This is a genomic window from Kaistia sp. 32K (genome assembly GCF_016629525.1).
Classification (GTDB): Bacteria; Pseudomonadota; Alphaproteobacteria; order Rhizobiales; family Kaistiaceae; genus Kaistia.
This window is the reverse complement of the sequence record NZ_AP024269.1, coordinates 3,741,712-3,768,482: the sequence shown is the minus strand read 5'-3', so window position 1 is coordinate 3,768,482 and position 26,771 is coordinate 3,741,712. Positions and strand designations below refer to the sequence as shown.

Annotated in this window: 26 protein-coding genes; 13 read left to right on the top strand and 13 right to left on the bottom strand. The window is 67.3% G+C overall.

What is annotated here, in order from left to right:
* Nucleotides 1-167 precede the first annotated feature (167 nt).
* Nucleotides 168-1,523 (top strand): esterase-like activity of phytase family protein, encoded by a 1,356-nt coding sequence (locus K32_RS17485; protein ID WP_201400742.1) that lies wholly within the window; start codon nucleotides 168-170, stop codon nucleotides 1,521-1,523.
* An 84-nt stretch (nucleotides 1,524-1,607) separates the two neighbouring features.
* Here the strand turns inward: K32_RS17485 and K32_RS17480 are convergent, their stop codons facing one another.
* On the bottom strand, nucleotides 1,608-2,510 hold the full coding sequence (locus K32_RS17480) for a LysR family transcriptional regulator (protein WP_201400741.1): 903 nt from the start codon (nucleotides 2,508-2,510) through the stop codon (nucleotides 1,608-1,610).
* A gap of 97 nt (nucleotides 2,511-2,607) precedes the next feature.
* On the opposite strand from K32_RS17480, the gene K32_RS17475 reads away from it, so the two are divergent.
* Complete coding sequence (locus K32_RS17475) at nucleotides 2,608-3,615, top strand: NAD-dependent epimerase/dehydratase family protein (protein WP_201400740.1); 1,008 nt, start codon at nucleotides 2,608-2,610, stop codon at nucleotides 3,613-3,615.
* 58 nt (nucleotides 3,616-3,673) lie between these two features.
* On the opposite strand, the gene K32_RS17470 is transcribed toward K32_RS17475, so the two are convergent.
* Both K32_RS17470 and K32_RS17465 read right to left on the bottom strand, forming a co-directional pair.
* On the bottom strand, nucleotides 3,674-4,786 hold the full coding sequence (locus K32_RS17470; RefSeq protein ID WP_201400739.1) for a hypothetical protein: 1,113 nt from the start codon (nucleotides 4,784-4,786) through the stop codon (nucleotides 3,674-3,676).
* A 219-nt stretch (nucleotides 4,787-5,005) separates the two neighbouring features.
* Nucleotides 5,006-5,581: a DUF1134 domain-containing protein gene (locus tag K32_RS17465; protein WP_201400738.1), complete on the bottom strand. Its 576-nt coding sequence runs from the start codon at nucleotides 5,579-5,581 to the stop codon at nucleotides 5,006-5,008.
* A 248-nt stretch (nucleotides 5,582-5,829) separates the two neighbouring features.
* On the opposite strand from K32_RS17465, the gene chpT reads away from it, so the two are divergent.
* A complete protein-coding gene (chpT, locus tag K32_RS17460; protein WP_244669575.1) occupies nucleotides 5,830-6,567 on the top strand; it encodes a histidine phosphotransferase ChpT in 738 nt (245 codons plus the stop codon).
* Nucleotides 6,568-6,751: 184 nt separating this feature from the next.
* On the opposite strand, the gene ctrA is transcribed toward chpT, so the two are convergent.
* Nucleotides 6,752-7,453: a response regulator transcription factor CtrA gene (gene ctrA / locus K32_RS17455; protein WP_018181265.1), complete on the bottom strand. Its 702-nt coding sequence runs from the start codon at nucleotides 7,451-7,453 to the stop codon at nucleotides 6,752-6,754.
* Between the two features lie 465 nt (nucleotides 7,454-7,918).
* On the opposite strand from ctrA, the gene K32_RS17450 reads away from it, so the two are divergent.
* Nucleotides 7,919-8,353 carry a flagellar export protein FliJ gene (locus K32_RS17450; protein ID WP_201400737.1) on the top strand — a complete coding sequence of 145 codons (435 nt, stop codon included), beginning with the start codon at nucleotides 7,919-7,921 and terminating at the stop codon, nucleotides 8,351-8,353.
* A gap of 29 nt (nucleotides 8,354-8,382) precedes the next feature.
* Here K32_RS17450 and K32_RS17445 read toward each other — a convergent pair whose 3' ends face one another.
* The gene (locus tag K32_RS17445; protein WP_201400736.1) at nucleotides 8,383-9,018 is read right to left on the bottom strand and encodes a GNAT family N-acetyltransferase; all 636 of its coding nucleotides are present in this window, start codon (nucleotides 9,016-9,018) and stop codon (nucleotides 8,383-8,385) included.
* The gene (locus K32_RS17440; RefSeq protein WP_201400735.1) at nucleotides 9,015-9,308 is read right to left on the bottom strand and encodes a DUF3572 domain-containing protein; all 294 of its coding nucleotides are present in this window, start codon (nucleotides 9,306-9,308) and stop codon (nucleotides 9,015-9,017) included. Before K32_RS17440 ends, K32_RS17445 begins: the two co-directional genes overlap by 4 nt.
* Before the next feature lie 95 nt (nucleotides 9,309-9,403).
* On the opposite strand from K32_RS17440, the gene K32_RS17435 reads away from it, so the two are divergent.
* A complete protein-coding gene (locus K32_RS17435; protein ID WP_201400734.1) occupies nucleotides 9,404-9,775 on the top strand; it encodes a response regulator in 372 nt (123 codons plus the stop codon).
* 348 nt (nucleotides 9,776-10,123) lie between these two features.
* Here K32_RS17435 and rpmG read toward each other — a convergent pair whose 3' ends face one another.
* From rpmG to K32_RS17420, 3 genes are all read right to left on the bottom strand, one after another.
* Nucleotides 10,124-10,291, bottom strand: a complete 168-nt coding sequence (gene rpmG, locus K32_RS17430) for a 50S ribosomal protein L33 (RefSeq protein WP_018181260.1) — start codon at nucleotides 10,289-10,291, stop codon at nucleotides 10,124-10,126.
* 87 nt (nucleotides 10,292-10,378) lie between these two features.
* The gene (locus tag K32_RS17425) at nucleotides 10,379-11,557 is read right to left on the bottom strand and encodes an MFS transporter (RefSeq protein WP_201400733.1); all 1,179 of its coding nucleotides are present in this window, start codon (nucleotides 11,555-11,557) and stop codon (nucleotides 10,379-10,381) included.
* Nucleotides 11,558-11,657: 100 nt separating this feature from the next.
* Complete coding sequence (locus K32_RS17420) at nucleotides 11,658-12,107, bottom strand: DUF983 domain-containing protein (RefSeq protein ID WP_201400732.1); 450 nt, start codon at nucleotides 12,105-12,107, stop codon at nucleotides 11,658-11,660.
* 243 nt (nucleotides 12,108-12,350) lie between these two features.
* Between K32_RS17420 and K32_RS17415 the strand changes: the two genes are divergently transcribed.
* The 4 genes from K32_RS17415 to dprA all read left to right on the top strand — a co-directional run bounded on the left by K32_RS17415 (nucleotide 12,351) and on the right by dprA (nucleotide 16,492).
* On the top strand, nucleotides 12,351-13,307 hold the full coding sequence (locus K32_RS17415) for an aspartate carbamoyltransferase catalytic subunit (RefSeq protein ID WP_201400731.1): 957 nt from the start codon (nucleotides 12,351-12,353) through the stop codon (nucleotides 13,305-13,307).
* Between the two features lie 7 nt (nucleotides 13,308-13,314).
* Nucleotides 13,315-14,637: a dihydroorotase gene (locus K32_RS17410; RefSeq protein ID WP_201400730.1), complete on the top strand. Its 1,323-nt coding sequence runs from the start codon at nucleotides 13,315-13,317 to the stop codon at nucleotides 14,635-14,637.
* 72 nt (nucleotides 14,638-14,709) lie between these two features.
* Nucleotides 14,710-15,327, top strand: coding sequence for a glycerol-3-phosphate 1-O-acyltransferase PlsY (plsY, locus tag K32_RS17405; protein WP_201400729.1), 618 nt, complete (start codon nucleotides 14,710-14,712; stop codon nucleotides 15,325-15,327).
* A 4-nt stretch (nucleotides 15,328-15,331) separates the two neighbouring features.
* Complete coding sequence (dprA, locus tag K32_RS17400) at nucleotides 15,332-16,492, top strand: DNA-processing protein DprA (RefSeq protein ID WP_201400728.1); 1,161 nt, start codon at nucleotides 15,332-15,334, stop codon at nucleotides 16,490-16,492.
* On the opposite strand, the gene K32_RS17395 is transcribed toward dprA, so the two are convergent.
* Nucleotides 16,489-16,758 carry a hypothetical protein gene (locus tag K32_RS17395; protein WP_201400727.1) on the bottom strand — a complete coding sequence of 90 codons (270 nt, stop codon included), beginning with the start codon at nucleotides 16,756-16,758 and terminating at the stop codon, nucleotides 16,489-16,491. The two genes, dprA and K32_RS17395, sit on opposite strands and share 4 nt — an antisense overlap.
* A gap of 241 nt (nucleotides 16,759-16,999) precedes the next feature.
* Between K32_RS17395 and topA the strand changes: the two genes are divergently transcribed.
* The 3 genes from topA (at nucleotide 17,000) to K32_RS17380 (ending at nucleotide 24,123) form a co-directional block, all read left to right on the top strand.
* Nucleotides 17,000-19,750, top strand: a complete 2,751-nt coding sequence (gene topA / locus K32_RS17390; RefSeq protein ID WP_201404548.1) for a type I DNA topoisomerase — start codon at nucleotides 17,000-17,002, stop codon at nucleotides 19,748-19,750.
* 130 nt (nucleotides 19,751-19,880) lie between these two features.
* Nucleotides 19,881-22,271 carry a ribonuclease R gene (gene rnr / locus K32_RS17385; RefSeq protein ID WP_201400726.1) on the top strand — a complete coding sequence of 797 codons (2,391 nt, stop codon included), beginning with the start codon at nucleotides 19,881-19,883 and terminating at the stop codon, nucleotides 22,269-22,271.
* A gap of 208 nt (nucleotides 22,272-22,479) precedes the next feature.
* Nucleotides 22,480-24,123, top strand: a complete 1,644-nt coding sequence (locus K32_RS17380) for an acyl-CoA dehydrogenase family protein (protein WP_201400725.1) — start codon at nucleotides 22,480-22,482, stop codon at nucleotides 24,121-24,123.
* On the opposite strand, the gene ruvX is transcribed toward K32_RS17380, so the two are convergent.
* Together ruvX and K32_RS17370 are read right to left on the bottom strand one after the other, a co-directional pair.
* Nucleotides 24,102-24,626, bottom strand: coding sequence for a Holliday junction resolvase RuvX (gene ruvX / locus K32_RS17375; protein ID WP_201400724.1), 525 nt, complete (start codon nucleotides 24,624-24,626; stop codon nucleotides 24,102-24,104). The two genes, K32_RS17380 and ruvX, sit on opposite strands and share 22 nt — an antisense overlap.
* A 13-nt stretch (nucleotides 24,627-24,639) precedes the next feature.
* Nucleotides 24,640-25,254: a YqaA family protein gene (locus K32_RS17370; protein ID WP_201400723.1), complete on the bottom strand. Its 615-nt coding sequence runs from the start codon at nucleotides 25,252-25,254 to the stop codon at nucleotides 24,640-24,642.
* Nucleotides 25,255-25,398: 144 nt separating this feature from the next.
* Between K32_RS17370 and K32_RS17365 the strand changes: the two genes are divergently transcribed.
* A complete protein-coding gene (locus tag K32_RS17365) occupies nucleotides 25,399-26,100 on the top strand; it encodes a metal-dependent hydrolase (RefSeq protein ID WP_201400722.1) in 702 nt (233 codons plus the stop codon).
* 216 nt (nucleotides 26,101-26,316) lie between these two features.
* Here K32_RS17365 and K32_RS17360 read toward each other — a convergent pair whose 3' ends face one another.
* Nucleotides 26,317-26,592, bottom strand: coding sequence for a DUF1153 domain-containing protein (locus K32_RS17360; protein ID WP_026303994.1), 276 nt, complete (start codon nucleotides 26,590-26,592; stop codon nucleotides 26,317-26,319).
* Nucleotides 26,593-26,771: the final 179 nt, after the last annotated feature.

Here is a 26,771-nt window from a genome sequence, read left to right as displayed (position 1 = left end):
TTGACCGCTCTCGCGGGCGTTTCGCCGTGAACGTCCGGCCGTTGGCCGGGCGGCCGTGGCTGGGGACTTGAGCCAGCTTTTCATCGGATTTCCATCCGGCCGAGACACCGCTGTCATGCGGGCTTCCTAATCGGGGCGAGCTTTCCTCAACCTAGAAAGGATGCTCGATGCCGTTGCGTTCCCTGATTGCCGCCGCCGCGCTCACCACGATCGCCGGTGCGGCTGTCGCAGCCGAGACGTTCCCCGCCAAGCTCGCCGGCCATGCCTATCTTCCGGCCATGACCCTGATCGCGCCGCCGGCCGACGCGCCGCGCGACGCCATCGTCTCCGGCAAGTTCACCGGCAAGACGCGCAACGAAGTGCCGATGAGCGTGATGGGCGATGTCGGCGCCGCCTATGGCAGCCATCCGACCGGCATCTCGCTGCCCTTCGTCGGCCAGCCGGTGCAGGGCCTGTCGGGCTTCGCCATGAACCGCGCCCCGGACGGCTCGATCTACACGCTGACTGACAACGGCTTCGGCACCAAGGCGAACAGCCCCGACGCGATGCTGTTCTTCCATCGCATGAAGCCGGATTTCGCGACCGGCAAGGTCGAGCGGCTGGAATCGGTCTTCCTGCGCGATCCCGACCACAAGGTGCCGTTCCGCATCGCCTATGAGGGCACGGACAGCCGCTACCTGACCGGCGCCGACTTCGATCCGGAGAGCATCCAGGTGCTCGGCGACGAAGTCTGGATCGGCGAGGAGTTCGGCCCCTACATCGTCCGCGCCACGCTCGACGGTCGCGTGCTCGCCGTCTATCCGACGCTCCTCGACGGCGAGGTCCTGCGCGGACCCGACACGCCGGGCGTCGTCGTTCCCGCCGTTCCCGGCAAGGACTTCCGCGTGCAGCGTTCCGGCGGCTATGAGGGCATGGCCCTGCAGCCGAAGACCAACCTGCTCTGGGCGATGCTCGAGAAGCCGCTGCTCGGCGAGGACGGCAAGCCGGAGGGCGATTTCCTCCGTGTCATGACCTTCGACACCGGCAAGGGCGCCTGGACGGGCGACAGCTACCGCTTCCGCCTCGCCGACGGCGCGACCGCGATCGGCGACTTCAACTTCATCGACGACACGCGCGCGCTGGTGATCGAGCGCGACAATGGCGAGGGCGATCCGAGCCTCGCCTGCAAGACCGACGACAAGTCGGCCTGCTATCCGATCCCGGCCAAGGTCAAGAACATCGTCCTGGTCGACACCGCCAGCATCGACAAGGACGGCGCCATCCGCCGCATCGCCCAGATCGACCTGATGAACATCGCCGATCCGGACGGCAAGGCGATCGTCAAGACCGCCGCCGATCGCGACCTCACGGGCGTCTTCACCTTCCCGTTCTTCACCATCGAGGACGTGATGCTCTACGACGACAAGCACATCCTGGTGGCGAACGACAACAACCTGCCGTTCTCGGGCGGCCGCGAGATCGGCAAGGCCGCCAACAACGAGTTCATCCTGCTCGACGTCGCGGATTTCCTCGCCGCCAAGTAAGGCAAGCAGCCAGAGGGCAGGGCGCTTCGTCGCCTTGCCCGCAGTAATTGAAGGGCGCGTCCGGTTTAGCCGGGCGCGCCTTTTTCATGGCGCCGGATTGCGGCCGTGCACATAGGCGTCGAGGCCGGCGACGAGATGGTCGAAGACGAGGCGCATGCGTCGCACCGATCTGAGATCCTCATGCATGGCGACCCAGCATTCGAGCGGATAGGCGAACTCCTCCGGCACCAGGCGGACGAGATCGGGATCCCGCGCCGCGAGCGGGCTCTGGCAGCCGCCGATGCCGAGGCCGGCGCGGATCGCGGCCAACTGCGTCGTATCGCTGTCGGTGCGCAGGCTGAACATCTCGCGCGAGAGCGGCAGGCCCAGCGCCCGCAGCGCCTGGATGGCGGGTGAATCACGGTCGTAGCCGATCAGCGTATGGCCGGTCATTTCCGCCAGGGTCCGCGGCGTGCCGCGTCGCGCCAGATAGCTGCGATGGGCATGCAGCCCGATGTCGATGGTGCCGATCCTGCGCGCCAGCAGCGCGCCCTGCGTCGGCCGGACATTGCGCACGGCGATGTCGGCCTCCCGTCGCAGCAGATCCTCGTTGCGGTTGGAAACCACCAGCTCGATGGCGATCCGCGGATGCCGCTCCATGAAGGGCGCGAGGATCGCCGGCAGGATCTCGGTGCCGACCACCTCGCTCGCGGTCAGCCGCACCGTGCCGCGATCTTCCTTCGCTTCCGCCGATGCGGCGCGCACCAAGGTCTCGGCCGCCGCCGCCATCGTTTCGGCATGCGGCGCCAGCTCGAGCGCCGCCTCGGTCGGGGTCAGGCCGGCGCGCGACCGGGTGAACAGCACCACGCCGAGCGCCTGTTCCAGCTCGTCGATATGGCGGCCGACCGTCGGCTGGGTCAGGCGCAGAAGGCGCGCGGCGCCGGAGAGGCTGCCGTCGCCGAGCACGGCGAGAAACGAGCGGAGATGATCCCAGGATGGCGTCATCATACAAGAATGAATGACAACTATCCGAAGTTCAACAATTCCGCATGATGTCGTCCGGCGCCATCCTGTCCTTATCAAGGTGGGAACAGGGATCGGGATCATGACGAAAAACAGGATCGCACTGGTTGTCGGCGCGACCGGCGGCATCGGCGGCGCGGTGGCCCGCGCGCTGGTCGACCGGGGCTGGACCGTGCGCGGCCTCAACCGGCAGCCGGAGGCGGCCGCGCGGAAGCCGGGCGGCGAGGGCATCGAATGGGTCAAGGGCGACGCCATGAACGCCGAGGACGTCATCGCGGCGGCCAAGGGCGCCTCGATCGTCTTCCATGGCGCCAATCCGCCGGGATACCGGAACTGGCAGGGGCTGGCGCTGCCGATGCTCGAAAGCACGATCGCGGCGGCCAAGGCGGCCGGGGCGCGCATCGTCTTTCCCGGCACCATCTATAATTTCGGGCCCGACGCGCTGCCCTCGGTCGACGAGCAATCGCCGCAGCGGCCGACCACGCGGAAGGGCAAAATCCGCGTCGCCATGGAAAAGCGGCTGCGCGAGACGGCGGCGGCGGGAACGCCGGTGCTGATCGTCCGCGCCGGCGATTTCTTCGGTCCCGTGGCCGGCAACAACTGGTTCGGCGCCGGCATCGTCAAGGCGGGCAAGCCGGTGACGCGGATCTCCTATCCCGGCCGCCCCGAGGTCGGGCATGACTGGGCCTATCTGCCGGATCTCGCCGAGACCTTCCTGCGGCTGATCGAGCGCGCGGACGAGCTGGCGCCGTTCGAGGTCTTCCATTTCCGCGGCCATTATTTCGATCGCGGCATCGCCATCGCCGAGGCCGTGCGGACGGCGATCGGCCGGCCGGACATGAAGATCGGCCGGTTTCCCTGGTTCGCGATCTATCTCGCGGCGCCCTTCGTCGAGATGTTCCGGGAGCTGATCGAGGTGCGCTATCTCTGGACCGAGCGGCTGGAGCTCGACAATCGCAAGCTCGTCCGCTTTTTGGGCGCGGAGCCGCATACGCCGCTGATCGAGGCTTTGACGGAGGCGCTTCGCGGCATGGGCTGCATGCCGGTCGCGCTTCCCCGGCCGGTCGGCACCGGCCTCGCGGTCCGCTGATCTCGCTCAGGGGCTGGAGGGGTTTCTCGACGCGAACCGGACTTCGGGTGAGAGCGCTCTAGAGACTGCCGCTGGCGTGCTGCAGGGCGCGGATGCGGTCGGCGAGGCTGGTCGGCGCCGGCTCTTCCGGCGGCGGCGGCAATTCCGTCACCAGGCTCGGCCCGTCGCCGCGCTCGGCCGCCAGGCGGGCGACGGCGGCGCCGAACTCGATCAGCTTGCCGCGCAGCAGCGCCGTCTCCTCGGCGCTTGCCGTGCCGGAGGTCTGCTTCAGTGTCTCGATGTCGCTCGCGAGCTGCGTATTTTTGGCTTCGAGCGCCGCGATCTGCCTGGCGAGCCCGATCTTCTCTTCCTGGATGGCGATCGCGCCCATCTCGGCCGCTTCCGCCTCGACCAGCCGCAGCGACAGGTCCTCAATTCGGGCATGCGCGTCGTTCAAGTCGGCCTCGCGCTTCTTCAGCTCGGCGAGCGCGGCGTCGACCGCCGCCTTGGTCTCGTTCTCGCGGCCGCTCTGTTCCTCGCTCATATGGCGCTGGATCGCCAGATTGGCCTTGAGCGTCGACATTTCGCTTTCGATGTCGGCGCTGGCGACCTCGCTGCCCGTCGACGCGATCTTCATCGCCGCCAGCGTGTCGCGCAGATTGTCGAGCTCCGTGTCGCGGGCGATGATCTCGAGGCGCTGGGCCTCGCGCTCCGAGGCGAGGTCGCGGATCGCTTCCTCGGCAGCCGCCAGGTTGGAGCGGATGGTGACGAGGCTCTGTTCGGTCGTGGCGCGCTCGGCCGTGCTCGCGGCGAGCGCCAGGTCGGATTCGGCCAGCCGCGTCTCCAGCTCGACCCGGCGCGTCTCCAGCCCGACGATGTCGTCGGCCGAGAGCGACCCTTGCGCGGTCAGGTGGGTGATCACCTCGCGCTTGCGGTTGATGTCGATGAACTGCTCGGCGACCTGCGCCTTCAGCCGTCCGATCGTCTGGTTCAGGGTGCTGATCGAGAGGGCGAAGCCGGCGCGGATCTGGTCCTTCTCGGCCTGGATCTCGGCGCGCGTCATCGGCAGCGTGCGTTCCATGTCGCGACGCGACAGCCGCAGCGCGCGGCGCCAGAGCGGCGGGCCGAGCACCAGGGCGACGATCCCCGCCGACAGGAAGCCGAGAGCGAAATACATCACTGCTTCGATCAACGCATCGTCTCCGGAATCTCAACCACGCCCGAGGAAAGCCCGGCGAGGCTCGTCCCGCAGACATCGGCTCTTCGGCGCTACCATGCGCGCATCTTCCTAATGACATCGGAAGAAGCCGCGAGTCCAGCAACAACCGTGTGCGCGCGGTCTGCCAGACTCGTTCTAGCGCTTGTGTTGCCGCGACGCCGTGACGTGGATCACAGCCGGATTACTTGCGGATCAGAACGGGTTCCAGGTCTGGCGATCGGTGAACTTCAGGTAGCCGACATTGAAGCCGAGGCGGGCGCCGAGGCCCGAGACGATCGGCACGATGAAGACGTTGTCGCGCGAGAGCACCGTCATGCCGACGCCGCCGACCAGATAGGCCGAGCCGTTGACGCCGCCGAAGCGGTCGTAGATCGCGCTGATCGAGGGGAGGTTGTAGACGAGCATCATGACGCGCGAGCCGTCGCCGCCGATGTCCCAGCCGAGCGAGGGGCCCTGGAAGAACACCTGATGTTGGCCGGCATTCTTGGTGTAGAGCGTGCCGTTGCCGTAGCGCAGGCCGGCGAACAGCGCTCCCGAGCCCTGTTCGCCGAGAATGTAGCCGTTCGGCAGGCCGTATTTCGAGACGGCATGCTCGACCACCGAGGCGAGGCTGCCCGACACCTCGCCGAAGAACTTGTGTCCGGTATTGACCAGCTCGTCGGAGGAATAGCTGTCGGGGCTCTGGGCAAGCGCCGGCCGGAGCGCGAGGATTGGCGCGGCCAGCGCGATCAGCGCGAGGAAGAACGTAAGACGCAGGCTGCGAAACATCTCGGGCGGCTCCTTGTCGGTCGTGGCGGCATTAGTGGCAGGGACCCGACCCCGTCGGGTGGAAACCGGCGCTGCGCGTGCGAATCACCGATAGCATGGAAATCAATGTAGGCGGCATCGGGGCATCTCAGTCGCGGGCTCCCGCCGGGGTCAACCGGCCGGCGGTTGGCAGCGTCTGCGGGGCGGTGTATCCCCGAAGCGCCCCTCCGAATGGGCTGATTCGTGCCGGAACAAGGGAAAGACGCGTCATGACCAATGAGATCGAACTCGAAGCCCTCGATCTCGCGGCGCTGCTCTGCAGTCGCGTCTGCCACGACATCATTTCGCCGGTCGGCGCGATCAACAACGGCCTCGAGGTTCTCGACGAAGAGACCAGCGAGGAGATGAAGAGCTTCGCCTTCGACCTGATCCGCAAGAGCGCGCGCCAGGCCTCCGCCAAGCTGCAGTTCGCCCGCCTCGCCTTTGGCGCCGCCGGCTCCGCCGGCGCCGAGATCGACATCGGCGACGCCGAGAAGGTGGCGCGCGGCTACATGGAAGGCGAGAAGGCCGCGTTCGAATGGACGGCGCCGCGCGCGCTGATGCCGAAGAACCAGGTCAAGCTGATCCTCAACCTGGTGCTGATGGCGGTCGCGGCCGTGCCGCGCGGCGGCTTGATCAAGGTGACGATCACCGGCGAGCCGGCCAAGCCGGACGTCATCTTCCACTGCTCGGGTCCGAGCGCCCGCATCCCGGCCGCGTTCGAAAAGCTCATTCCCGGCGCGATCGTCGACGTCAACATCGATGCGCATGCCGTGCAGCCCTACTATGCCGGTCTGCTGGCGCGTACCTGCGGCATGACCGTCGCCGCCGTGCTGGACGGCACCGACGTGATCATCACGGCGCGTTCGACGGCTGAGGAGCCTGTGGCCGAGGCGGAAGTCGTCGCGGAAGCCAAGGCCGACGCGGAGACGACCGAAGCCAATACGCCGGCCTCGACCGAGGTGTGAGCCGGGTCTAGCGCGATTCCGCAATCTTCCTGAGAATTCCAGACCGCGCCGATCCCCGATCGGCGCGGTTTTTGTTTGTCCGCCGGGGAGGGCGCGCGCCATTCCGCGATAGCTCGGGGCTGGGATCCGGACACAAAAAACCCCGCCGCAGCGGGGTTTCAGTCTGAGCCGGGGGAGGGACCGGCTATGCGCTTGCGCGCATCTCGGCTTCATCGGGCTCGCGCAACACGTAGCCGCGGCCCCACACGGTCTCGATGTAGTTGAGGCCGTTGGTGGCGGTTGCCAGCTTCTTGCGCAGCTTGCAGATGAACACGTCGATGATCTTCAGCTCGGGCTCGTCCATGCCGCCATAGAGATGGTTCAGGAACATCTCCTTGGTCAGCGTCGTGCCCTTGCGGAGCGAGAGCAGCTCCAGCATCTGGTATTCCTTGCCCGTCAGATGCACGCGGCTGCCATGCACCTCGACCGTCTTGGTGTCGAGATTGACGGTCAGCTCGCCGGTGATGATGACCGACTGGGCGTGGCCCTTCGAGCGGCGCACGATCGCATGGATGCGCGCAACGAGCTCGTCCTTGTGGAAGGGCTTGGTCATGTAGTCGTCGGCGCCGAAGCCGAGACCGCGCACCTTGTCCTCGATGCCGGCGAGGCCGGAGAGGATCAGGATCGGCGTCTTGACCTTGGCAACCCGCAGCGACCGGAGAACCTCGTATCCCGACATGTCGGGCAGGTTCAGGTCGAGCAGGATGATGTCGTAGTCGTAGAGCTTGCCGAGATCGACACCCTCTTCGCCGAGATCCGTCGTGTAGACGTTAAAATTCTCGGACTTGAGCATCAACTCGATGCTCTGCGCAGTGGCGCTGTCGTCCTCGATCAGCAGAACTCGCATACCAATCCCCTCAATTGCCTATCCTGGGCTTGGCGCTCCGGCCTCGAAAACCGGTGCTTGGAAAACGGCTCACCCCGATTCGAAGGCTAACGCTTAATGGTTAACAAATTCTGATTCGTGCTCACAAGGGGTTCAGGCGATTTATTCGGAAATCGCCTGACGTCTTTGAGATTCCGAACGATTTGGTGTGGATTGCACCATTTCATTCAATTGCACGAAATCCGGTAACCAATTGGTCGGACTCACGGAATTAGGATGAAGGCACCGCAGGACGGGTTTACCCGCCCTTAAGCCCTCCTGCGCCATGATTAACGCGAGACGTAAATGAAAGGTTAGCGCGAGGTCCGTGGCTTAAGGTTTTGACAAGTCTGATGGCCATTTGGCAGCGACATTGGGGAAAACTCCCCATCCGGCGCTGCCGGCGTCGCAGCGCGCCCGCGTCTCAGTGTTCAGGGAGTAACGAGTATGAAGTCGCGTGAGAGCCTCATTCGGCTGAAGCGGTTCCAGGCCGACGAAAAGCGCCGGCAGGTAAACCAGATCCAGACGATGGTCGCCGAGTTCGAGCGCATGGCGCGCGATCTCGAGGACCAGATCAACGTCGAGCAGGAGCGGGCCGGCATCCGCGATACCTCCCATTTCGCCTATCCGACCTTCGCCAAGGCGGCGATGCAGCGGCGCGACAATCTCCGCGCCTCGGCGCAGGATCTCGAGAGCCAGCTCGCCGCCGCCCAGGAAGGGCTCGACCTCGCCCTCGACGAACTGAAGAAGGTCGAGCTGATGGTGGTCCGCGACCAGGACCGGGAACGCAGCGCCGCGACGCCCGGCCAGCGCCCGCCCGCGCCGGATCTCGCCGCCCGCCGCGCCAACCGCTCGTCCGCCGCCGAACGCCGCTCCTGGTAGCGTTTCGTTAACCCAAGAGCGTCGCCGCCTCAGTCCGTCGAGGCCGGATCGATCAACGCGACATGCGGGCCCGCCGTTCGCGGCAGGTGACCGTCGAGGCGCGGGTCGGTCGACACCTCGATCGCGAACTTGAACGGCGTGAAGCCGGATCGCCTGTAGAAGCGCAGGGCGGCCGGATGGTCGAAGGAGCAGGTGTGGAGCCAGACGCGCTCCGTTCCTCCGCCCCAGGCCGCGGCAAGCGCCGCAAGCATCAACTGGCGCGCCGCGCCGGTGCCCGTCGCTTCCGGCACCACCCCGAACATCGCGATCTCGACATCAGCCGGGCCACCTTCGCCGCGATGCAGCTCGGCAAGGCCGACCGGCTCGCCGTCCTGCTCGAGGAAATGGATCTCGGTCGTCGGCCTGGCGAGAACAGCCGCCAGCGCGTCGTCGGTCATGACGGCGCGGGAAAACCACAGCCAATCCGTGCCGATGCGGGCATAGAGCTTGCGGTACGCGGCGAGCTCCGGCTTTTTGACATGGCGCACCGTGCGGCTGCTCGCCGTTTCCGCTTCGGTCGATGGGGCAGGGCGGGCCTTCATCTCCAGATAGGTGACGACATTGGCGATGCGGCCGGGCGGCAGGTCGGTATAGCCGTCGAGGTCGAGCGCGATCGTCTCGCTCATTCCGTGATTTCCCGGTCGAGCAGGTAACGCGCGGCGGCGATCATCGTCGGCCGGATGTTGGCGCGCGCTGCGAAAACGAGAAGCAGCGACTCGTTCTCCAGGAAGAATTCCAGCACGCCGGAGAGAAATCCGGGGTCGCTCGCCGCGTCGCGCAGCGTCTCCGGCCCGAGGCCAACGAGCGCCAGGAAGCGGCCCAGCTCCTCGGGTTCGGACGCGAGGAACGCCAGCGCCTCGATCGCCAGCCGCTCTGCGCCCTCGAGGTCGAGCGGCGGCTCCTTCTGCCGGATCATGCATTTGCCTTTCCGAAACGAATCTTCGCTAAATTCAACTTCGATACCATCTAGTAGACGCCGTCGACGGGATCGAGGGCTGCAAGAAGGGCCGAATGGCAAAGACCGTTCTCGTGGTGGAAGACAACGAGCTCAACATGAAGCTCTTCCACGACCTGCTCGAAGCGCATGGCTACAACATCATCCAGACCCGCAACGGACTGGAAGCGCTGGAGCTCGCCCGTACCTACCGTCCCGACCTGATCCTGATGGACATCCAGCTGCCGGAAGTTTCCGGCCTGGAAGTGACGAAATGGATCAAGGAGGATGACGAGCTGCGCGCCATCCCGATCATCGCCGTCACCGCCTTCGCCATGAAGGGCGACGAGGAACGCATCCGCCAGGGCGGCTGCGAGGCCTACCTCTCCAAGCCGATCTCGATCGGCAAGTTCATCGAGACGGTGAAAACCTATATCGGCGACAATTGAGGTATCGGCCCGGCTGGGGCGCGCGTCCTTCCCCTCTCCCCATGGGAGAGGTGAAGAAGGCGCATCCGCCTGCTCCTCGACGTAGAGCTGCCCGGTCATCCGCCTCCGCCGTCATCCCTGCGAAAGCAGGGATCCATGCGGCAGCGCCTCGAAATTCGTCGTCCTGGCGCCTTCGCCGTGGCGCGCGCCCCTGATTCCGCCGTGCGTCGTCCCGATGGATCCCTGCTTTCGCAGGGATGACGGCGAGCGTGCGGCGAACGCGGCGCCCGCCCGCAGCAGACCCGGCAGCAGTCCCGCAACAAAAAAGGCGCCGAAACGGCGCCTTTTTCGAAACTGTCGAAGCCGATCTTACTTGATCTTGGCTTCGCGGAACTCGACGTGCTTGCGCGCTACCGGGTCGTACTTCTTGGCCGAGAACTTCTCGGTCATCGTGCGCGAGTTCTTCTTCGTGACATAGAAGAAGCCGGTGTCAGCGGAGCTCACGAGCTTGATCTTGATCGTGGTGGCCTTGGCCATGGTCAAACCTCAAAATTGTTGCGCGCAGCGTAGCAAGAACTGGCCCGGCGCCTTTGTGCGCGCACCCTACGGATTCAGGATCGAAAGTCAAGGAAGGTTCTGCGCCCGGCGCGCTCGTCCCATGCGAATGATCAGCATCAGGAGGTAGGCGCCGAAGAACAGGCCCAGCCCGGCGGCGAAACCGTGCGGATTCCAGATGTCCATGGCGACGCCGAGCGTCGCCGGGCCGACCAGCCCGCCGAGCGAGTAGCAGAACACGAAGGCGGCGTTGGCGGCGGCGAGATCGGAGCCGCGGAAACGCGAGCCGAGATGGGCGAGGCCGACGGTATAGAGCGAGCCGATGACGCCGCCCCAGATGGCGAGCGCGATCATCAGCGGCCAGAACGAGGCGGCCACCAGCGGCAGGATCGCCGCGCCGACAATGCCGAAGGCGGCGATGATCATCAGGAGCGTCCTGCGGTTCATCCGGTCCGACAGCATGCCCATCGGCATCTGCAGCAGGATGTTGCCGATGGTGACGCCGATGCCGAGCAGGATCACCATTTCCCGCGTATGGCCGACGCGCTGGCCGTAGATCGGCAGCAGCGAGAAGGCGCCCGTCTCGATCGTGCCGAAGAGCAGGGCGGCGCCGGTCGCGGCAGGCGCAAGGAACAGGAAACGGCCGAAGGAATGCTTCTCGCGGCGGTCGAGCTTCGGCGCGACGCGGAGGCCGCAGAGCACCGGAATGATGCCGAGCGTCAGCACGACCGAGCCGAGCGCGAAGGGGAACAGGCCCTGCGTGCCGGTCAGCGACAGAATCACCGGGCCGAGCGCGAAGCCGCCGGAAAGCACCGAGGCGTAGACGCCCATGACGACGCCGCGCCGCGCCGGCGGCGCCGCCGAACTGATCCAGAACTCGGACAGCACGAAGGTGATGGTGACGGCGGCGCCGGCGACGAGGCGCAGCACGAACCAGACCCAGAACGGCGAGAGGAAGAAGAGCGGCAGCGTCGCGGCGAGGACGAGGATCGCCAGCGCCAGCAGCTGCGCCGTGCCGATTCGCGCCGCCAGCTTCGAGACGAAGGGGGTGATGGCGATCGCGGCCAGGCCCCAGGTGGCGGTGTTGAGGCCGATCCAGGTCGAGGAGATGCCCCGGTCTTCGAGTGTCAGCGCCAGGAGCGGCAGCGTGATCGAGAAGCCGAGGCCGACGGCTGCGACCGATCCGATGGCGGCGACGAGGCCGATCATGCCACCGCCATCGGTCCGTCGCTCGGGTGCCATGGTCATGTATTCGCCTCGGAGACTGGAATGCGGAGACTTTGGATGCGGTGCATCATGAAGGACGCGCCGTTCTAGACGCTGCCCGCAGCGGGGTCGAGAGGGGTGTCTACCGGTTGTCGGGCGGACGCGGCGCCAGGCCGTGCTCGTCCGGGTCGCCTTCCGGATCGAAGCCGTGCATGTACATCGCCCATTGCAGGCCGACCACCGATCCCTTGATCGGCCGCAGCAATCCAAGCGTGAGGATCGCCGTCAGCGGCAGCCAGATCGCCAGATGCGTCGCGTTGGAGAGATGCCAGGCCATCTCGACGATCAGCATCAGCGGCACGATGATGTGGGCGACGATGGTGATGGTGAAATAGGGCGGGGCGTCATCGGCGCGCTGGTGCGACAGGTCCTCGCCGCAGGCGGCGCACGCATCGACGACGGTCAGGTAGCCGTTGAAGAGGCGGCCCTGACCACAGGCCGGGCAACGGCACAGGAAGCCGCGGGTCATGGCCTGCGCCAACGGACGCTTGGGCCGGGCCGTCGCCGCCGCGCTGCTGATCCACTCGTTCATCCGCTTCTCCTCGTCGCGGTTGATATCGCGACTGCGTCCCGGGGTACAAGCCGACGCGGCAATCCACCGCGTCGGCGGGGCGACGGCGAGAGATCGGCCAGGGAACGGCGGAGGGAATGGATTGTCATTCGCGCGGCAGGGCGGCAGAGATGGGCGGACGGCGGATCGGCGCGACAAAAGTCGGCGGAACGGGCCCGGCGGCCTTGTCGCCCGGGACGACTCTCAATATAGGGATCGCTTCAAATGAACGCGCTCAAATCAAGTCCCGCCGCAGTGTTCGCGCATCGCCACCTGCTAGGCATCGAAGGTCTCCTGCCCGAGGAGATCATCGCCCTTCTCGACCTCGCCGAACAGGCCGTCGAAGTCAGCCGACAGGTAGAGAAGAAAAAATCCGTCCTGCGCGGACGCACCCAGATCAACCTGTTCTTCGAGGCCTCGACGCGGACGCAGTCCTCGTTCGAACTCGCCGGAAAGCGCCTCGGCGCCGACGTCATGAACATGTCGGTCGGCTCGTCCTCGGTGAAGAAGGGCGAGACGCTCATCGACACCGCGATGACGCTGAACGCGATGAACCCGGACATCCTGGTCGTCCGCCATCACGCCGCCGGCGCGGTGCACCTGCTCGCGCAGAAGGTCGGCTGCTCGGTGATCAACGCCGGCGACGGCGCGCATGAGCACCCGACCCAGGCGCTGCTCGATGCGCTGACGATCCGCCGCCACAAGGGCCCGATCCACGACCTCACGGTCGCGATCTGCGGCGACATCCTGCATTCGCGCGTCGCCCGCTCGAACATCATGCTTTTGAACGCGCTCGGCGCGCGGGTCCGCTGCATCGGGCCGTCGACGCTGCTGCCGAAGGGCCTCGATCGCCTCGGCGTCGAGATCTTCACCGACATGCGCAAGGGCCTCGTCGACGCCGACATCGTCATGATGCTGCGCCTGCAGCGCGAGCGCATGGACGGCTCCTTCGTGCCGTCGGTGCGGGAGTATTTCCACTTCTTCGGCCTCGATGCGGAAAAGCTCGCCATTGCAAAGCCCGACGCGCTGGTGATGCATCCGGGCCCGATGAACCGGGGCGTCGAGATCGACTCGGCCATCGCCGATGGTCCGCAGAGCCTGATCCGCGACCAGGTCGAGATGGGCGTCGCCGTGCGCATGGCGGTGCTCGAAGCCCTGGCCCAGAACCTTCCGAACGGATGAGGGCGACATGAACGCCGAGCGCCTGAACCCGACCGAGCGTCCGCTCGTCCTCAAGAATGTCCGCGTCATCGATCCCTCGCGCAATCTCGACGCGCGGGGCAGCGTGGTTGTCGCCGACGGCGTGATCGTCGCCGCCGGGCCGGAAGCCGATGGCGCGGCGCTGCCGGATGACGCCGAGATCCTCGATTGCCGCGGCGCGGTCGTGATGCCGGGCCTGATCGACATGCGCGTCTTCGTCGGCGAGCCCGGCGCCGAGCATCGCGAGACCTTCGCCTCGGCCGGTCAGGCCGCCGCCGCCGGCGGCGTCACCACCATGATCACCATGCCGGACACCGATCCGGTGATCGACGACGTGGCGCTGGTCGACTACATCGCCCGCCGCACCCGCGACACGACGCTGGTGCGCGTGCTGCCGATGGCCGCCGTCACCAAGGGCCTCAAGGGCCGCGAGATGACCGAGTTCGGCCTGCTGCGCGAGGCGGGCGCGGTCGGCTTCACCGAGGGCCGTCACTCGATCACCAATGCGCTGGTGCTGCGCCGGGCGCTGACCTATGCGCGCGATTTCGGCGCGCTGATCATGCATCATCCGGCCGATCCCGACCTGACCGGCTCGGGCGTGATGAACGAGGGAGAGACGGCGACGCGTCTCGGGCTTTCGGGCATTCCGAAGGAAGCCGAGATCATCATGCTGGAGCGCGACGTCCGCCTCGCGGCGCTGACGCGCGGCCGCTATCACGCGGCGCAGATCTCCTGCGCGGAATCGCTCGAGGTCATCCGCCGCGCCAAGAAGGCCGGGCTCGCCGTCTCCTGCGGCGTCTCGGCCACGCATCTGGCGCTGAACGAGCTCGATATCGGCCCGTACCGCACCTTCTTCCGCCTGTCGCCGCCGCTCCGTTCGGAGGACGACCGCCTGGCGATGATCGAGGGCGTCGCCGACGGCACGATCGACGTCATCGTCTCCAGCCACGATCCGCAGGACGTCGACACCAAGCGCCATCCCTTCGCGGAAGCGGAGGACGGCGCCGTCGGGCTCGAGACGCTGCTCGCGGTGGCGCTGCGTCTCGTCAACAATGGCGAGGTCGATCTTCTGACCGTCGCCCGCGCGCTCTCGACCCGGCCGGCCGACCTGCTCGGCCTTCCCGGCGGACGTCTGACGCCGGGCGCGCCGGCCGATCTCATCCTCGTCGACCCGACCATGCCGTGGATCTGCGACGGCGAGAAGCTCCGCTCGCGCTCGAAGAACACGCCGTTCGAGGGCGCCCGCTTCGAGGGTCGCGTGCTCCGGACAATCGTTGCGGGCCGCACCGTCTACGCATACGCTGCCGACTGACGGGGGCGTCCGCGACGCCGGCCACAGTGATGCCGGCGTTCGCGCATTTGATTTGAGTTCGGGGGAATGACCATGCCGCAGCCAATCGGCTGGGATCTCAGCGCGCCGCTCATCCTGGCGGCGCTCGTCCTCGGCTATCTGCTCGGGTCGATCCCGTTCGGGCTGATCCTGACGCGCTTCGCCGGCCTCGGCGATGTCCGCGCCATCGGCTCCGGCAATATCGGCGCCACCAACGTGCTCAGGACCGGCAACAAGAAGCTCGCCGCCGCGACGCTGGTCGGCGATGCGCTGAAGGGCACGGTCGCGGTGCTGCTGGCTGGCCATTTCTGGGGCCCGGAGGCGGCGATCCTCGCCGGTCTCGGCGCCTTCCTCGGCCACGTCTTCCCGGTCTGGCTCGGCTTCAAGGGCGGCAAGGGCGTCGCCACCTATCTCGGCGTGCTGATCGGCCTCGCCTGGCCAATGGCGCTGCTGTTCGCCGTCGTCTGGCTCGCCGTCGCCTATCTGAGCCGCTATTCGTCGCTGGCAGCGCTGATCGCCAGCGCCGTCGTGCCGCTCACGCTTCTCGCCGTCGGCGACTATCCGAAGGCGCTGCTCTTCGCCGTGCTGGCGGTGATCCTGTTCCTCAAGCACCGGCCGAACATCGCCCGGCTGCTATCCGGCAGCGAAAGCCGGATCGGCCAGAAGGGCTGACGCGATGGAGCGCGGGGCGAAGGATCTTCCCCGCGCCGACCGCCGGAACGACGCGCCGCGCCTCTCCGATGACGAGCGGCTGGCCTGGCTCCGCCTGATCCGCAGCGAGAATGTCGGCCCCGTGACGTTTCGCGGCCTGATCGAGCATTTCGGCACCGCCGAGCGCGCGATCGCCGGGCTCCCCGAACTTGCCGCGCGCAGCGGCCGCCGCATCCGCATCGCCGGCGTCAACGAGGCCGAGCACGAGCTCGCGGCGCTCGACCGCCTCGGCGGCCGGTTCCTCGCCATCCGGGAGCCCGGCTACCCCGCCTGGCTGCGCGAGATCGACGCGCCGCCGCCGCTCGTCGCCATTCGCGGCGATCCGGCCGTGTTCGCGCGCCCGGCCATTGCCGTCGTCGGCGCCCGCAATGCCTCCGTCGCCGGCCGCCGCATGGCGCAGATCCTGGCGCGCAACCTCGGCGAGGCGGGGCATGTCGTCGTCTCGGGGCTGGCGCGCGGCATCGACGCGGCGGCGCATGAGGCGGCGCTTCAATCCGGCACGATCGCCGTCTTCGCCGGCGGGCTCGACCGGCTCTATCCGCCGGAGAACGCGGCGCTCGCCGATCGCATCCTGGCGTCCGGGGGCGCGCATCTTTCGGAGATGCCGCTCGGCTGGGAGCCGAGGGCACGGGATTTTCCGCGGCGGAACCGCCTCGTCTCCGGCATCGCCGCCGGTGTCGTCGTCGTCGAGGCGGCGGAGCGTTCGGGATCGCTGATCACGGCGCGGCTCGCCGGCGAGCAGGGCAGGGTGGTGTTCGCCGTGCCGGGATCGCCGCTCGACCCGCGCGCCGCCGGCGCCAACCGGCTGATCAAGCAGGGCGCCCATCTGGTGACCGGCGTCGCCGATATCCTCGACATCCTCGCGCCGATGCTCGAGCCGGACGCTGCGGCGGCCAACTGGCCGGACACCGCGCCGGAAGTCTCGGGGCTCGGCGAGCGCGAGGATCCGAGCGAAAGGGATCGCGACGTGCTGATCGAGGCGCTGGGGCCGGTGCCGACCGAGATCGACGCGCTGATTCGATGGACCGGGCTGCCGGCGGGAACGGTGCATGTCCTGCTTCTGGAGCTCGATCTCGGAGGGCGGATCGAGCGGCATGCCGGGCAGCGCGTGTCGCTATTGGATTAGGAATCGTCCGGGGAGGGATAGAGCCCATCCGCATCGGCCAGGACCTTGGCCGTGGTCTCGGTGCGCAGGGAGCGGTGCGTGGACCGGGCTTCTTCTTCGGCGACGGAGAGGAGATAGGCGAGAACGGGGAGGTCTGCGTTGGTGGCGATGGCCCGGAGGTCTTTCGCCATATCGGCCACATAGCCGGAAACGGAGCGCTGCACCGTTTCGATCGGTTCGGTCCGCGCCATCCCCGCAACGCTTGCATCATCAAACGGCAATGCCATATTCCGTCACCTCGGATGGTGGTTGGCTTCCATAATTCTAATATAATTCCAATCTTGAATTATAGGCAATCTGACTGGTTGCGCAGTTGCCAAACGAGCCATTCATTGACAGGCAAGGTGCTTTCCGGGATTGTCCAGCCCGACTGCGCCCACCCTCGTGGGATCGGCGGATGGACCGCCTTGCTCCAATTTCCCGCCGGAACGGGCCCTTGCCCGTTCGGCCTTTTCGTAAATGGCATTGATGAATCTCGTCATCGTGGAATCGCCTGCCAAGGCGAAAACGATCAACAAGTACCTCGGCTCCGACTATCAGGTCGTGGCTTCCTACGGCCATGTCCGCGACCTGCCGTCGAAAGACGGCTCGGTGCTGCCGGACGAGGACTTTGCCATGAGCTGGGAGGCGGACCCGAAGTCCGCCAAGCGCCTCGTCGACATGGCCGCCGCCGCCAAAGCCGCCGACCGCATCATCCTCGCAACCGACCCGGATCGCGAAGGAGAGGCGATCTCGTGGCACGTGCTCGAGGTCTTGAAGCAGAAGCGCGCGATCAAGGACAAGCCGGTCGAGCGCGTCGTCTTCAACGCCATCACCAAGCAGGCCGTCCTCGACGCGATGAAGAATCCGCGTCCGATCGACGTGGCCCTGGTCGACGCCTATCTGGCGCGCCGGGCCCTCGACTATCTGGTCGGCTTCACCTTGTCGCCGGTGCTGTGGCGCAAGCTGCCGGGCGCCCGCTCGGCCGGCCGCGTGCAGTCGGTGGCATTGCGTCTCGTCTGCGACCGCGAGAACGAGATCGAGGTCTTCCGCCCCCGCGAATACTGGTCGCTGGTGGCGACGCTGGCGACGCCGCGGGGCGACGAATTCCTGGCCCGCCTCGTCGGCGCCGACGGCAAGAAGATCAGCCGTCTCGACGTCGGCACGGCCGAGGAGGCGGAAGCCTTCCGCGCGGCGCTCGACGCCGGCCGCTACACGGTCGCCGAGATCGAATCGAAGCCCGCCAAGCGCCATCCCTTCGCGCCCTTCACCACCTCGACGCTGCAGCAGGAAGCGAGCCGCAAGCTCGGCTTCGCGCCGAACCGCACCATGCAGCTGGCGCAGCGCCTGTATGAAGGCGTCGACATCGGCGGCGAGACGGTCGGTCTCATCACCTATATGCGTACCGACGGCGTCGACATGGCGCCGGAGGCGGTGGCTGCCGTGCGCGGCGTGATCGGCGAGGATTTCTCGGCCAAGCATCTGCCCGGCGCGCCGCGCAAATACCAGGTGAAGGCGAAGAACGCCCAGGAAGCGCACGAGGCGATCCGCCCGACCGATCCGAAGCGCCGCCCGCGCGACGTCGCCCGCTATGTCGATAGCGACCAGGCCCGCCTGTACGAGCTGATCTGGAAGCGCACCGTCGCGAGCCAGATGGAATCGGCCGAGATGCAGCGCACCGCGGTCGACATTCTCGTCGACGCCGGCGGCCGCAAGATCGACCTGCGCGCCTCCGGCCAGGTGATGGTCTTCGACGGCTTCCTCGCCCTCTACAACGAGGACAAGGACGACGACGGCGACGACGACGAGGGCCGCCTGCCGCGCATGGAGAAGGGCGAGGCGCTGACCAAGAAGGCGATCGCCGCCACCCAGCACTTTACCGAGCCGCCGCCGCGCTACAGCGAGGCGACGCTGGTGAAGCGCATGGAAGAGCTCGGCATCGGCCGTCCCTCGACCTATGCGGCGACGCTCGGCGTGCTGCAGGACCGCGAATATGTGCGGATCGAGAAGAAGCGCCTCGTTCCCGAGGACAAGGGCCGCCTGGTCACGGCGTTCCTGCAGAGCTTCTTCTCGCGCTATGTCGAATATGATTTCACCGCCGATCTCGAAGAGAAGCTCGACCAGATCTCGGCCGGCGAGATCGCCTGGAAGGACGTGCTGCGCGAGTTCTGGCAGCGCTTCGCCGCTGATGTCGGCGACACCAAGGAACTGCGCGTCACGCAGGTCCTCGATGCGCTGAACGACCTGCTCGGCCCGCATATCTTCCCGGCCCGCGCCGATGGCGGCGACCCGCGTGCCTGCCCGTCCTGCGGCACCGGCCGCCTGTCGCTGAAGCTCGGCAAGTTCGGCTCCTTCATCGGCTGCTCGAACTATCCGGAATGCCGCTTCACCCGCCAGCTCGCCGCCTCGGGCGACGATGCGACGCCGGGCGAGAACGGCGAGAACGGCTCGGCGCTCGGCGCCGAGGGCTCGAAGGTGCTCGGCACCGATCCCGAGACCGGGCTCGAGGTGAGCGTGCGTACGGGCCGCTTCGGTCCCTATGTCCAGCTCGGCGAGCCCGAGGGCAAGGAGAAGCCGAAACGGGCGAGCCTGCCCAAGGGCTGGGACGCCGCGACCCTCGACCTCGAACGGGCGCTGGCGCTTCTGTCGCTGCCGCGCGAGGTCGGTGTTCATCCGGAAGACGGCAAGCCGATCCAGGCCGGTATCGGCCGCTATGGCCCGTTCCTGCTGCATGACGGCAAATACGCCAATCTCGAGAGCGTCGACGAGGTCTTCGAAGTCGGTATCAACCGCGCCGTCGCCGTCATCGCCGAGAAGAAGGCGCGCGGCGGCCGGCCGGCTCGCGCCGGCGCCGAGCCCTTGAAGACGCTGGGCGACCACCCGACATTGGGCGGGGCGGTCACCGTGCATGCGGGCAAGTACGGCCCCTATGTGAAGCACGGCGCCGTCAACGCGACCCTGCCGAAGACCTTGCCGCCCGAGACAGTATCGCTCGAGGAAGCCGTCGCTCTGATCGCCGAGAAGGCGGGCAAGGCGCCGGTGAAGAAGACGCGCGCGGCGGCGAAGCCGGCTGCCACGAAGAAGGCTCCGGCCAAGAAGGCCGCTGCCAAGGCGTCTTCGGACGACGCGTCGGAAGATGCGCCGGCGAAGAAGGCGCCCGCCAAGAAGGCCGCGGCCAAGAAGCCGGCTGCGAAGAAGACTGCCGCCAAGAAAGCGGAGACCGAGGCGGACGCCGACTAGGCGATCGCCGCGGAACCGTTCAAGGCCGGCTGTTGCCAGAAATGGCGCGGCCGGCCATTCTCGTTTCTCCCTCCGGGAGAGCCGGGGCCCCGCGTCCCGACACCCTATTTCCGAACTGGACATTATTTACTTGGCCAAGAAGCCAGACACTCCCCCCAAATCCCCCAAGGTCCGGACGCCCGGCGCGAGATCCGCGACGCGTTCCGCCGCCTTCGCCAAGGCCTCCGGCAAGCTGGTCGCCCCCGTCGCGCCGCCCGCCAACGGCATGCCCTCGCGTGAGGCGATCCTCGCCTTCATCGCAGAGAATCCCGGCAAGGCGACCAAGCGCGAGATCTCGAAGCATTTCGGCATTTCCGGCGGCGCCCGCATCGCGCTGAAGCGCACGCTCAAGGAATTGAGCGAGGACGGGCTCGTCGAGAAGAACCGCAAGAAGCTGACGCGTCCGGGCGATATCCCGCCCGTCACCGTGCTGACGATTGTCGAGCGCGACGAGGACGGCGAATTCATCGCCCAGCCCGCCAACTGGGACAAGGACCACGGCGACGCGCCGCGCATCCTGATTCGCGCCAATCGCGGCAAGCCGCTGGTTCCCGCACCCGGCATCGGCGACCGCGTGCTGTCGCATGTCGATCCCGCCGATCTCGAGGCCACGGGCTATGCCCATACCGGCCGCATCATCAAGGTGATCGAGAAGCGCGCCGCCTCGATCCTCGGCGTCGTGCGCCTGACGCCGCATGGCGCGCGCATCGATCCGGTCGATCGCAAGCAGCGCGAGGCGGACGTCGATCCCGACGACCTGAACGGCGCGAAGGACGGCGATCTCGTCGCCGTCGAGCCGAAGCGCGCCACGCGCTATGGCCCGCCGCGCGTCCGCGTCGTCGAGATCGTCGGCGCGATGACGAGCGAGAAGGCGGTCTCGATGATCGCCATCCACGCGCACGACATCCCCTATGTCTTCCCGCAGGCGGTGCTCGACGAGGCCGAGCGGGCGAAGCCGGCGGTCATCTCCGGCGGTCGCGAGGACTGGCGCCATGTGCCGCTGGTCACCATCGACCCGGCCGATGCCAAGGACCATGACGACGCCGTCTATGCCGAGCCGGATCCCGATCCCGAGAATCCCGGCGGCTTCCTCGTCACCGTCGCGATCGCTGACGTCGCCTGGTATGTGCGGCCGAATTCGCCGCTCGACCGCGAGGCGCTGAAGCGCGGCAATTCGGTCTATTTCCCCGACCGCGTCGTGCCGATGCTGCCGGAGCGGATCTCGAACGATCTCTGCTCGCTGCGCGAGGGCGAGGACCGCCCGGCGCTGGCGGTCAGGATGCAGTTCACCGCCGAGGGCAAGAAGAAGTTCCACTGGTTCCATCGCGTCATGATGCGGTCGGCGGCCAAGCTCGCCTACAGCCAGGCGCAGGACGCCATCGACGGTCGGCCCGACGACAAGACCGGCCCGCTGCTGGAGCCGATCCTGAAGCCGCTCTGGGCCGCCTATGCCGTGATGAAGCGCGGCCGCGACAATCGCGAGCCGCTCGATCTCGACCTGCCGGAGCGCAAGGTCGTGGTCGGCGCCGACGGCGCCATCGACCGGATCGTCGTTCCCGAACGCCTCGACGCGCACAAGCTGATCGAGGAGTTCATGATCCAGGCGAACGTCGCCGCCGCCGAGACGCTGGAGCGCAAGGGCTCGCCGCTGGTCTATCGCGTGCACGACGCCCCGTCGCTGGCCAAGCTCGAGGCGCTGCGCGAGTTCCTCGCCTCGATCGAGATGAACTTGCCGAAGAGCGGCAATCTCCGGCCGAGCCACTTCAACCTGATCCTCGACCGGGTGAAGGACAGCGAGCATGCCGCCCTCGTCAACGAGGTGGTGCTGCGTTCGCAGAGCCAGGCGATCTACAGCCCGGAGAATATTGGCCATTTCGGCCTCAATCTCCGCCGCTACGCCCATTTCACCTCGCCGATCCGCCGCTATGCCGACCTGATCGTCCACCGCGCCCTGGTCCGTTCGCTGGAGCTGGGCGAGGGCGGGCTGCAGGACGGCCTGGAGAAGGATCTCGAGGCGATCGCGCAGGAGATCTCCGGCGCCGAGCGCCGCGCCATGGCGGCCGAGCGCGAGACGATCGACCGTCTCGTCGCGCATTGGCTGGCCGATCGCGTCGGCGCGCATTTCAACGGCCGCATCGCCGGCGTCACGCGGGCAGGCCTCTTCGTCAAGCTCGACGAGACGGGCGCCGACGGCTTTGTGCCGATCGGCTCGATCGGCTCGGACTACTACCAGTTCGACGAGGCGCGCCAGGCCGTGATCGGCTCGCGCACCGGCGAGATGTTCCGCCTCGGCGACGCGGTGGAGGTCAAGCTGGTCGAGGTGGCGCCGGTCGCCGGCGCGCTCCGCTTCGAGCTGATGTCGGACGGCAAGATGCTGCCCAAGGGCGAGCGCAAGGTGGCGGACGAGGGCGGCTTCCGCGGCCGTCGCGGCCGGCCGGGCGGCGGCTCGTTCAAGGGCAGGCCCGGGGGCAAGCGCCACTGAGCCGGGATCCCGGAAGGCCGTCGGGCCTTCCGGACAGATCCGGCGGGAACGGTGAGTTTGGGATCCTGGCGTTTCCCGGGTCGTTTCTTCGGGAGGCGACGGGATCGCGGGAAATCTCATGGCCTTGAGGCAAGACACCTGCGCTTTTTGCCCCTATTAAACTTGGCGGGCCATAAGAGACGCGGGCTGAAGACGGGGCAGGGTAGGCATGGTTTCGCCGGATTACGAAACGCACGAAGTCAACAATCAGGTCGCGTTCCGCGTCGGCGCGAACCTCTATGCGTCCGACCCCGTGCTGGCGGCTCTCGTCGAGGGGCTGCCGCGCCCGGTGGTCGAGGGGCTCGCGGCGCATGGCGCGCAGTGGGGATCGGCCGAGATGGCCGATCTGGCGCGCCTCGCCAACGCCGTGCCGCCCGTGCTGAAGACGCATGACGCCAGCGGCCGGCGCGCCGATATCGTCGAGTTCCATCCCGCCTATCACGCGCTGATGCGGCGCAGCGTCGCCGCCGGCCTGCAGGCGTCGATCTGGGACGCCAGCGGCGACGAGGCGAGCGTGCGCGCCGTGGCCCGCGCCGCCCGCATCTACATGACGGCGCAGGTCGAGGCCGGCCATGTCGGCGCGATGTCGCTGACGAGCGCCAGCGTCGCCGCCCTCGCGCATGCGCCGAAGCTCGCCGAGACCTGGCTGCCGATGATCCGCTCCCGGCGCTACGATTCGCGCGTCATCCCGGCGTCGCAGAAGGCGGGCGCCATGTTCGCCTTCGCCACCACCGAGAAGCAGGGCGGCTCCGACCTTCGCTCCAACACCACCCGCGCCGACGCCAATGGCGAAGGCGGCTACCGGCTCGTCGGCCACAAGTGGTTCGTCTCGGCGCCGATGAGCGACGCGCTGCTGGTGCTGGCGCAGACGCTGGAAGGCCTCTCCTTCTTCCTGGTGCCGCGCTTCCTCGCCGACGGCAAGCGCAACCCGATCCGGCTCACCCGGCTGAAGGACAAGCTCGGCACGCGCTCCAACGCCGTCGCCGAGGTCGAATTCCCCGGCACGACCGGCTTCCTGATCGGCGAGGCGGGACGCGGCGTCGCCACCATCAACGAGACGGTGACGCTGACGCGCGTCGACAGCGCGCTGACCTCCGCCGGCATCGCCCGCGCCGCGCTGTCGGAGGCGGTGCATTATGCCCGCCACCGCCGCGCCTTCGGCGCGCCGCTGATCGACCAGCCGCTGATGACCCGCGTGCTTGCCGACATGGCGCTCGACGTCACCGCCGCGGCGGCGCTCGCCTTCCGCCTGGCGGAAGCGGTCGACCGCTCGCATGACGATCCCGTCGAGGCGGCCTTCGCCCGGCTGATGACGCCGGTGGTCAAGTACTGGATCACCAAGGTGACGCCGGCGATCGTCGCCGAGGCGATCGAATGCGTCGGCGGCAACGGCTTCGTCGAGGAAAATCACCTGGCGCGGCTCTATCGCGACGCGCTGGCGCCGGCGCTCGCCGACGGCCCCGGCAATACGCTCTGCCTCGACGTGATGCGCATCCTGCGCCGCTCGTCGGATTCGCTCGAGGCGGTGCTCCGCGTCATCGAGGACGGCCTCGGCCAGGCAGCACGCTCGACGCTCAACGTGCTGCGCGCGGCGACCGCCGTCGGCCTCGCCGACGAGGGATCGGCCCGCATCCTGGTCGAGCAGCTCGCCATGACGGTCGCGGCCGCGGCGCTGCGCCGCCGCTTCCCGGCCGTGGTCGCTGATGCCTTCCTGGAATCACGCCTCGGCAAGCCGTGGCGCTCGACCTACGGCATGCTCGATGCCCGCTTCGACGCGCGCGCCTTCGTCGACTACATCTGCCCGAAGGGCTGATCGTCGTCGTCTTCTGCTTCCTGCCGGTCGCGCGCCAGCTTCTGCAACCGGTCTAGCGCGCCCTGCAGGATGAAGGCGGCCGCCATCTTGTCGACGAGCTCGCCGCGCCGCTTGCGGCTGGTATCGGCCTCGAGCAGCGTCCGCGTCACGGCGACCGTCGAAAGCCGCTCGTCCCAGAACGAGACCGGGATCTCGATCTTCGGCAGCAGGTTGCGCACGAAGGCGCGCGTCGCCTGGGCGCGCGGGCCTTCCGAGCCGTCCATGTTGAGCGGCAGCCCGATGACGATGGCCGCGACCTGACGCTCGCCGATCAGTTTGATCAGCGCTTCCGCGTCGAGCGTGAACTTCACCCGGTTGATCAGCACCAGCGGCGAGGCGATGCGGCGGCCGAGATCCGAGATCCCGACGCCGATCGTCTTGGTGCCGAGGTCGAGGCCGATCAGCGCCGCCGCCGGCGGCAAGGCCCCCTCCAGCTCGGTCAGGTCGAGGATCGTGCCGGTCATGGGGCCCGCGCTTTCAGATGTAGATGACGGCGACGAAGCCGAGGATGACGACGATCGTGCCGACGATCATCACGGTGGAGAAATGCTTGTCGATCATCGCGCGCGCCTGCGGACCAAAGGCATAGAACAGCGCCGCCACCACCAGGAAGCGCAGGCCGCGCGTGATGATGCAGGCGATGACGAAGGTCCAGAGGTTCAGGTGCGCGACGCCGGAGGCGATCGTCACGATCTTGAACGGGATCGGCGTCAGCCCCTTGGCGACGATGATCCAGCCGCCCCATTCGTCGAAGCGCAGCTGGAACGTATGGAACGCCTCCTGCATATTGTAGAAGGCGATGACCGGCGCGCCGATCGTCTCGTAGAGGCCGTAGCCGATGGCGTAGCCGAACAGGCCGCCGACGACCGAGGCGACGGTGCAGACGAGCGCCGCGATCCAGGCGCGCTGGCGCCGCGCCAGCACGATGGCCGCGAGGATCGGATCGGGCGGGATCGGGAAGAAGGACGCTTCGGTGAAGGAGACGACCGCCAGCAGCCACAAAGCGTGCGGCCCGGCCGACATCACCATGATCCGGTCGAACAGCCGCTTCATAATGCCGCGACGCTGGATTTCCGGGGCGCTCGCTTCCATGCCGTCACATTTCCTCCGTCGTTGATCCCGCCCTTATCAAGGATCACGTCCGGCGCGGCAAGCACGCGAACGCGCGGGGTGGTCAATTTGGCGCCCGTCGCCATATTGAGGCGGAAAAAACTGACAAGGAATGGATTTAGCACCATGAAGCTTACTTGGCTCGGCCATGCGGCCTTTCATGTCGCAATCGGCGACGCCGTCATTCTCATCGATCCGTTCCTGACCGGGAATCCCACGCTCACCGGCGACGCCTCGAAATGGACCGAGGGCGTCACCCACATCCTGCTCAGCCACGGCCATGGCGACCATGTCGGCGACACGGTGGCGATCGCCAAGGCGAATGGCGCGGCGGTCGTCGCCGACGCCGATCTCGCCACCTATCTGGCGCACAAGGGCGTCGCCAATGTCCAGCCGATGAATTCCGGCGGCACGCTCGATCTCGGCGCCTTCCGCGTCTCGATGACGGTGGCGCACCATTCCTCGGGCTCGGTCGACGAGAACGGCATCGCCATCTCGCTCGGCCAGGCGCATGGCCTGGTCGTCCGCGCCCCCGGCGAGAAGACGCTCTATTTCGCCGGCGACACCGACATCTTCTCCGACATGGCGCTGATCGACGAGATCTACGAGCCGAAGATCGGCATCCTGCCGATCGGCGACCGCTTCACCATGGGCGGCGAACTCGCGGCGCTGGCGGCCCGGCGCTTCTTCCATTTCGAGACGGTGATCCCCTGCCATTACGGCACGTTCGGGCTGCTCGACCAGACGCCGGACAAGTTCATCGCCGGCATGCAGGGCGCCGACGCGAAGGTCGTAGTGCCGGCCGTCGGCGAGACGCTGACGCTCTGAGGGGCACTAACACCCTCACCCAACCCTCTCCCGCAAGCGGGCGAGGGCTTTCGGCCGGCACTCTTCACGGATCGAGCGCCATCTGCTCCCTCTCCCGCTTGCGGGAGAGGGCTGGGGTGAGGGGCTGTCGCTCCCTGGCAAAGAAACAAAAGAAAAGGCCGGCGAAGCGCCGGCCTTTTCAGTTTTGGTTGCGGGGCCCGGACGGGGCCGCGCGATCTACTGGCGATATTGCTGAATCCGCGTCGTCCTGAGCCCGGCCAAGCCGTGCTGGTCGATCGATTGCTGCCAGGAGATGAACTCCTCGACGGTCAGCGTATAGCGCTGACACGCCTCTTCTAGGCTGAGCAGGCCCCCCCGCACCGCCGCGACGACTTCTGCCTTTCGGCGGATAACCCAACGCTTCGTGTCGCGCGGCGGCAAATCGGCAATCGTAAGCGGACTTCCGTCCGGTCCGATGACGTATTTGACGCGCGGACGCATTTGATCGGTCATTCTACTCTCACACTCAACCTGACCTTGTCGAAAGCGAGACTACGACGTCGGCTTTAAAAATTGGCTAAACCGCCGGCAATCATTCGGTAAGGATTGCAACGACCTGCAACCCATCGCCGATGGCGGTTTGCTCCCGTTTGGCATGGGATGATGCGGGCCGGCGATCGCGGATTCCCGGC